We start from the raw sequence: 6,656 nt of genomic DNA, 5'->3' as shown, positions 1-6,656 counted from the left end.
AACAAAAAAATTGAATTTCTGGCTAATTTATACTTGACTTTTCATAGCTGGTCTCATAGTCCGTATAGTTTTCCACCTGTTTTACCAATAGCTGTCCTGCCAACAGGCTTTCTCTCGGATAATAACTTCCAGTATAAAAATTATAGTAATTAAAGAAATGAACTGGTATCCCATACTGAGAAATGTAATTGATAAATGCTGTATTAAAAGACATTTCTGACATCACATAAATATCTGATATTCGCTCTATTGGAATATCTCGCTTTTCACCTTCATAGGTTGTAAATTGCAATGTATTATCTTTACGTTTCAAATCCCCATTATTATAAACATAAAAGCTTTGCTTCATAACCTTCTCCTAATTATAAATTGAATGTTTATATAAAACACAAATCATAATAAGCACATTTTTTACATAATTTAGAGTTTACAATCATCGGTGGCGTATCCATGCACTCTATCTCTGTAATTTCACCAATAATCTTCTCCAGCGTTTTTATATCATTTTCTGATAGCTCAACTATCACCGACTTTTTTAACAGCGGATAGTCAACCTTTCCTTTAATCCCTTTGACTCCACGTTTCCATAAATAATATAGATAGTACTTAACCTGCCATATTCCAGCGTCCTCTACTGCTTTGCTTTTCTTCACTTCATGCAATTCTTTATGTTCACTTATAAAATCAATGTTAATAATGTTATCAATATTTATATGCTTCTCATTTTTACTGTAACTGCTTTCATCAAGTATTTTTCCTAATATGACATCCTCATTTTCTGCTTCCATTCGGATTTCATGACAAAAATACCAGAGTTTTCGTCTGCATACAAAATAATAGTAAATCATCACTCCTGTTATCCGATTTTCCATATCCACGCTCCATATTTACACAAATATTCCATCCAATTCTAATTGTTCATCAAACAATATTCCACGTCCTTTCCCGCTTTCAATGTCAAATTCATAATTATACTGTGCTCTGTGAATATCTGTAATTTTTCTGTTTTCGCTTACCCCAATTGTAGTTCTGTCCACTTCTGCCGGAAATTTTTGATAGAGATTTAAACTTAATGTAAGATTTTCCAATTTTGATTTTATCAGGCTTCTGGCTTCCCTGCTCATATTAGGTTTCTTCAAAAACTCTACTCCGTATTCGAATAAATTCTGGTTTTCAACATAAACATTTTCCGGAACAATAGTTACACTTCTGATATCCCGAACTTCAGCCTCATCAGCAGAATACTCCGTTGGATGAATTTCAGAGAATAATTTTAAATCTTTTTGAATGTTTTCAAAGTATATGGTTTCTTTCACACCATCTACACTATAAACCTCATTCATGTATGCAGTTTTTTTATCTTCAGAAAATAATATGTGTTCGTATTTGCTCAGTAATTCCAAAGACCTGTCATATAATTTGTCTTCATAAACACTCCGTCTTTTTCCTTCACTGACTCCATTTCTATTATCAAATACAACAATGTTCGCCTCATTCGGACAATAACGACCTTTACGATTACATCTTCCCATTCTCTGTAAAAGACTATCTGCCGTACACATTTCTGTATACAAAATATCAAAATCTATATCTAAACTAGCCTCAACTATTTGAGTTGTAATCCATATTCCAGATTCACCTGACTCCGAAAATCCCATAATTTTCCTTTCCAGAAATGCTCTGTCTCTTCTAATATATTTTGAATGTAAAAGCCATACATTTTCTCCCTCTAATTTCTTATAAAGCTTCTGAGCTTTAGAAACAGTATTACAGATAACTAACACTTTTCTATTTTTTCCTCGCAGCCTGATTTCATCTAAATTCATTTCCGAATGTCTGATTTCAACTTTATGTCTTGGATATTTCTCCACCTGATATTCTTTTCCGGTGAAATCTTTGAATATGTATTGTTTTCCCTCAACCAAACCATATTGTTCCATAAAATATTTAAGTACAGGTGGAAAAGTTGCTGTAATAATTGCAAATTTGCCACCCATTTCCTGTATCATTTTTAATCCATATATAATAGTTGCAATTACACGTGGTTCATATGCCTGAATCTCATCCAGAACCAACTTTGAATATTTCAATGTAGCTGCAAATATCTCTGTTCCTAATGCTCTGTATACAAATCTAAACAGTTGGTCAACTGTACAGACAGTCAATGGTTGTGACAACATTTTTGACCTTTCATATTTCTCTCCAATATCTTCATTACCATTATACTCTCTTAAATACACCGCCATAGCATCAGAATGTAACAATGCAACGTCTTTATATTCATAATTTTCCTTTATACGTAAATATATCGCATTAGAAGATACCTTCAACGGTAATGTATAAAAACTTTTTTCACCATTCATCCATAATAGCGATGCTTCTGTTTTTCCAGATCCTGTAGGTGCTATAACAATCAGATTTTTATCTCTATTCATCTTCATAAATTTTTGCGCCGGCCTTAATTCTTTTCCGTTTAGAAATTTTTCTATATTCTTTACCAATTTTTTTTCATGAAGATCAATGGCGCTTTCTGCATTTTCATATCCTGCACTGACTGTATAATCAAATTTATTAAGCAAGCCTTTTATCAATAAATATTCTTTCCAGGCATTTGAATCTGGTATATATTTTCCAGTATATACATTGTTACGAAACAGTAAATCATCTAAATTACTGCAATTTAATTTTCTGATTTTTCTATTCAGATATTCTTCAATCTGTTTCATATAATACTTTTCAGCATATTTTCTAATTGCCGGACTGTTATAATGATCCTCCCTGTCATGATGATAATAAACCGCTGTAATAAATGGTCCAAAATCTTTATCCGAAAACAATTCCGACAAATCATCAAATTCATCTAAAGAAATAGTAACAGCACTTAAAAAGCCATGTGGAATCTGCGAAGTTTTTCTTACATCTATATGAAATTTTTCAGCTAATTTCGGACATATCATTGCCTGAAAAACAAGATTAACCTTTCCCAGATCATGAATCCTGCATGCCTCAACCACCAGTTTTTTTTCTTTTTCAGTAAAATATTCCCCATATTCTAAAAAAAACATCTCAGCACATGTTACTATGTCCTTATGATGTTCTTTCAATGTTTTCTGCTTTTCTTCAGTTTTTTCGGCTATATCGGTAATACTACTATTCAATATCTCAACATCTGTTTCGGTAAGATTCTCTTTCAAACATTCCTCAATATTCTTCATATTTTTCTTTATTTCATTGATCCGCTCCGAAGTGAATTGTACTTTTTTTGACTTTGCATAGTACTCCATACATATAATCCTTTCTGAAGCAAGACAGCCTCCATAGCTGCCTTGCTCTATATATTTATACAACAGGTTATTAACAGAAAACTATAGCAGCATCCTCTTCAATATTATCTACATACGCACCTTTTCTTAACGTCATTCCCTGCGGACAATAATATGCTTTGATTCTTCCATTTTTCTTTTTCCATCGCCGTAATCCCTGCTTTGTAATTTCATATTCTTTTGTAAGATTATAAATAGTCATTCTTGGATTTTTGATTTTTATCTTTTCTTCATCCTTTTCCCATTCATTTTCTACCGGAATATACATATCTCTTTTCAAATCCACTTCATTTTCCGGATGAATTCTTACAATATCAACTCGTTCTATGTCCAGAAGATCTTCATATCGTCCCAGTGCCAAATATTGTGGAGGATTTTTTAATGATTGATATACCGTATCAAAGTCTTCTTCATCTGGAACAATATGAATAACCATACGATTTTCGCATATAAGTTCTACATTTGCAATTCCACGAAAAATACCATATTTTTCATCATCTTCAATGCAAATCTGATGCCTTCCTTCCTCAAATTTAGCTCCCGATGAAAAAGAATATCGCGTATATAATTCTGACACTGTACCACAATTTGTTCCTTGAATGCAAAGCTTCATTGGATGAAATTCCGTATAACCACATGCAGCATGAATCATTCCCAGTACAGTGGAATAAGGAGGTAATGGAAATGTTTCTTTAATAATAAAACTGCTGGGTTTTCTATAATTGACCAGATTTTGAAAACACTGTAATCTAATTGCTTTCTCCATAATATAGATTCACTTCCTCTTTCAAATGCTTAAATACTGTTCCAACAGATTCTGCTTTTAACTCTTCTCTGACAATCTTTTCGTTATCAAAAATACCTGACGTAATTCCGGTAAAAGTATATCCGGCAAGTTCATTATCTTTAATCAATTCCTGTAACGTTTCTACATTTATTTTATTATCATCAACCTTTACCCTGTTTTCAAAAAACGGATTTTTTCTGCTATATCTTCCTCCAATAACAAATAACGGACTCAAATTTTCACGTCTTCCTTTGATATCTCTATATAGATATTGCATAGTATCCAACAGGATCTTCACACGTTCTGCCTTTTCTTCTTTATCAATATCAATCTCTCCATCTATACCTACTCTGTCCAAATCAATTGACATAGTATATGCGTAATAAGAACGATGAACCTCACTTTGCGCAATTCCATTTTCCAGATTTCCTCTTACAGCCAGTCCCATATTAGTAAGAAATTCCAGATTTCCCTGAAATGGTTCCAAAGCAATAGCATTGCTAAGTCTGGCAACTGCAGATCTCGTAGCAGCACCTCCCTTTTGCTCATCACCTTTCGCTGTTGTTTTCATGTATCCAAACAAATCAATTTCGGGGTAATCTTTAATAGTTGCAGATGGTGCAAACTGTACAACTCCGCTTTTTCCATCCACCGGAGTTGTATCCCAATTAGACTGCTGCACAATATTATATCTCATAGCCTGTCTGGAAATATAAGAATACTGCTCATGATTTCCCCTCGTCATTTTTTTGAGAGAAGAAATGTTTCCAATCCCTTCCCCATAATTTGCACTTTCTGCCAGAAAAATCATCGTAATAGTTAAGCCTTCTCTTTTCATAATCATTTTTCCTCCTTTTTCTCATAGCATCCTTCCAATCCCATTACAAATGCATATCCATATCTTGTAAATTTTTCCGAATTTCCCAGCATTTGTACAAGACCTGTTGGAATTAACAACTCCTGACCATTTTCGTTTTTACGTGATCCGTACGCACTATACAGTCGCAATACAATATCCATAAATTTCTCTACATTTCTTACAGACAGAGCATTCAACAACTGATATTCCATTCCCCGCAGGCATTCGCCGGAAGACTCACCCTTAGCAGACATGATTGCTCTTCTTAAATCTGCTCCACTTTTTTTCATACTTGTGTACATAGCAATCTCCTTTCTCTTCTCTTCTTCTGTATAATATACAATTTCTGACCGCAGCTGAATTTCATATATACAGTTAACATAAAAATTTAATGAGCCTGTTTCAACAGCCGCTTTCAATACCTTATCCAGCAATTGATATTGATTACGATATTGCAGCAGATTAATAACCACTATTTCATGTATATTGACAAATTCATTCTTAATTTTTATATAAGGATATTTCCCCAACAATTGCAATGCATTTGAAGTACCAGGCATACTTATAATGTCCAGCATACTTTTATGAACAATACCAAGCAGATACCTGTCTTCTGCCCTTATTCCACGCAAAATCACCTGAATATTAGAAATCTCTTTCGTTTTTTCTTTCAGCAATATATTAATTGTTCGGGCAAACCACTGCGAATATTTTTCATCCTCCTTTTTTTCTCCCTCTATACTGTCAGTTCCGTTTTTCGAATTAACATCCAATAATGCATGAATATCATTATTAATATTCATAAAGACAAATTTATTTACAAACAGCCGAAATCCCAACGGACTCAGAGCATAAACAAACGTACATCCCGGACAAAGAAATGCATCTACTTTGCAATCCCAGAAAGCAGAACGTTTTCTTGTAAAATCATCCCCCACTTCATTCATAAATGCAATTGAATTCTTCTCTTTAGGTCCTATCGTTGCTCCACAGTCAATGCATAAATCTTTTGCTTTTACATGATCTGTCTTCAGATATTTCCTAAACGGCTCGGAAAAATCTTTTTCAAATAATTCCCGCATATCTTTTTTTGCATTTGCCCGCAGTAAAAAACACTTTCCGCTCCAAAAACGATTAATATATGTATATATCACACTTTTCATAATAAATGTTTCCCTGCACTTTGGTTGCTGAAGAAATTTTTCCAAATCAATTAATCGTTTTTCCAAATCTGTCACGTCTAACTTGTCATTGAGTTTATCCTTTTTTAGAATTTGGTATACTTCCTGCATTTCTATATCATGTTTTATATTTTCAAATCCAGCCTGATAACTATTAGAAAGCAGTTTGTCATTAATAAATTTCAGATCTTCCTTTTCTTCCTTTCCTGGATTCCATTTTCCAATCTGAATTTTATCTATACACTTACTAATTCTGTCAAGGACTCCCTGATAAACTGTAAATGGTCCAAAATACTGTACACAGGCTTTAAAGTACATGTCTGTCCAGTCAGCATTCAATGCGAAATCCATATCAATCCATAATCCTTGTCCGTCTTGCGTAATGCCAAAGTCTGAATCTTCTTTTGCATCTGCTGCTTCTAACATATATCTGAAACCTACGATTCCTGCATTCTTCAGGAAATCCCCCAATGTAATTACATATTTATCCAAGAAATCACCGCCTC

6 protein-coding genes are annotated in these 6,656 nt (G+C 33.4%); all 6 read right to left on the bottom strand.

Annotated elements, in window-relative coordinates:
- Window positions 1-22 precede the first annotated feature (22 nt).
- Window positions 23-349 carry a CRISPR-associated endonuclease Cas1 gene (cas1, locus tag LJE12_RS05885; RefSeq protein WP_331466085.1) on the bottom strand — a complete coding sequence of 109 codons (327 nt, stop codon included), beginning with the start codon at window positions 347-349 and terminating at the stop codon, window positions 23-25.
- A 28-nt stretch (window positions 350-377) separates the two neighbouring features.
- The gene (gene cas4 / locus LJE12_RS05880) at window positions 378-872 is read right to left on the bottom strand and encodes a CRISPR-associated protein Cas4 (protein WP_055058096.1); all 495 of its coding nucleotides are present in this window, start codon (window positions 870-872) and stop codon (window positions 378-380) included.
- Window positions 873-887: 15 nt separating this feature from the next.
- Window positions 888-3,284: a CRISPR-associated helicase Cas3' gene (cas3, locus tag LJE12_RS05875; RefSeq protein ID WP_118614807.1), complete on the bottom strand. Its 2,397-nt coding sequence runs from the start codon at window positions 3,282-3,284 to the stop codon at window positions 888-890.
- Window positions 3,285-3,354: 70 nt separating this feature from the next.
- Window positions 3,355-4,089, bottom strand: a complete 735-nt coding sequence (gene cas5, locus LJE12_RS05870; RefSeq protein ID WP_055058094.1) for a CRISPR-associated protein Cas5 — start codon at window positions 4,087-4,089, stop codon at window positions 3,355-3,357.
- Entirely contained in the window at window positions 4,073-4,954 is an 882-nt protein-coding gene (gene cas7i / locus LJE12_RS05865; protein WP_330380725.1) for a type I-B CRISPR-associated protein Cas7/Cst2/DevR, read from the bottom strand. Before cas7i ends, cas5 begins: the two co-directional genes overlap by 17 nt.
- A complete protein-coding gene (locus LJE12_RS05860) occupies window positions 4,951-6,642 on the bottom strand; it encodes a Cas8a1 family CRISPR/Cas system-associated protein (protein ID WP_227226736.1) in 1,692 nt (563 codons plus the stop codon). The genes cas7i and LJE12_RS05860 overlap by 4 nt, the downstream gene beginning before the upstream one ends.
- Between the last annotated feature and the right edge of the window lie 14 nt (window positions 6,643-6,656).

The organism is Blautia sp. DFI.6.71 (genome assembly GCF_020593585.1).
Lineage (GTDB): Bacteria > Bacillota > Clostridia > Lachnospirales > Lachnospiraceae > Blautia_A > Blautia_A wexlerae.
The sequence above is the reverse complement of the archived record's forward strand: the minus strand, read 5'-3'. Positions and strand labels throughout refer to the sequence as shown.

Excerpts from the sequence above, each read along its gene's own strand:
- cas1 (WP_331466085.1), bottom strand. The coding sequence starts at position 349 with ATGAAGCAAAGCTTTTATGTTTATAATAATGGGGATTTGAAACGTAAA.
- cas4 (WP_055058096.1), bottom strand. The coding sequence starts at position 872 with ATGGAAAATCGGATAACAGGAGTGATGATTTACTATTATTTTGTATGC.
- cas3 (WP_118614807.1), bottom strand. The coding sequence starts at position 3,284 with ATGGAGTACTATGCAAAGTCAAAAAAAGTACAATTCACTTCGGAGCGG.
- cas5 (WP_055058094.1), bottom strand. The coding sequence starts at position 4,089 with ATGGAGAAAGCAATTAGATTACAGTGTTTTCAAAATCTGGTCAATTAT.
- cas7i (WP_330380725.1), bottom strand. The coding sequence starts at position 4,954 with ATGATTATGAAAAGAGAAGGCTTAACTATTACGATGATTTTTCTGGCA.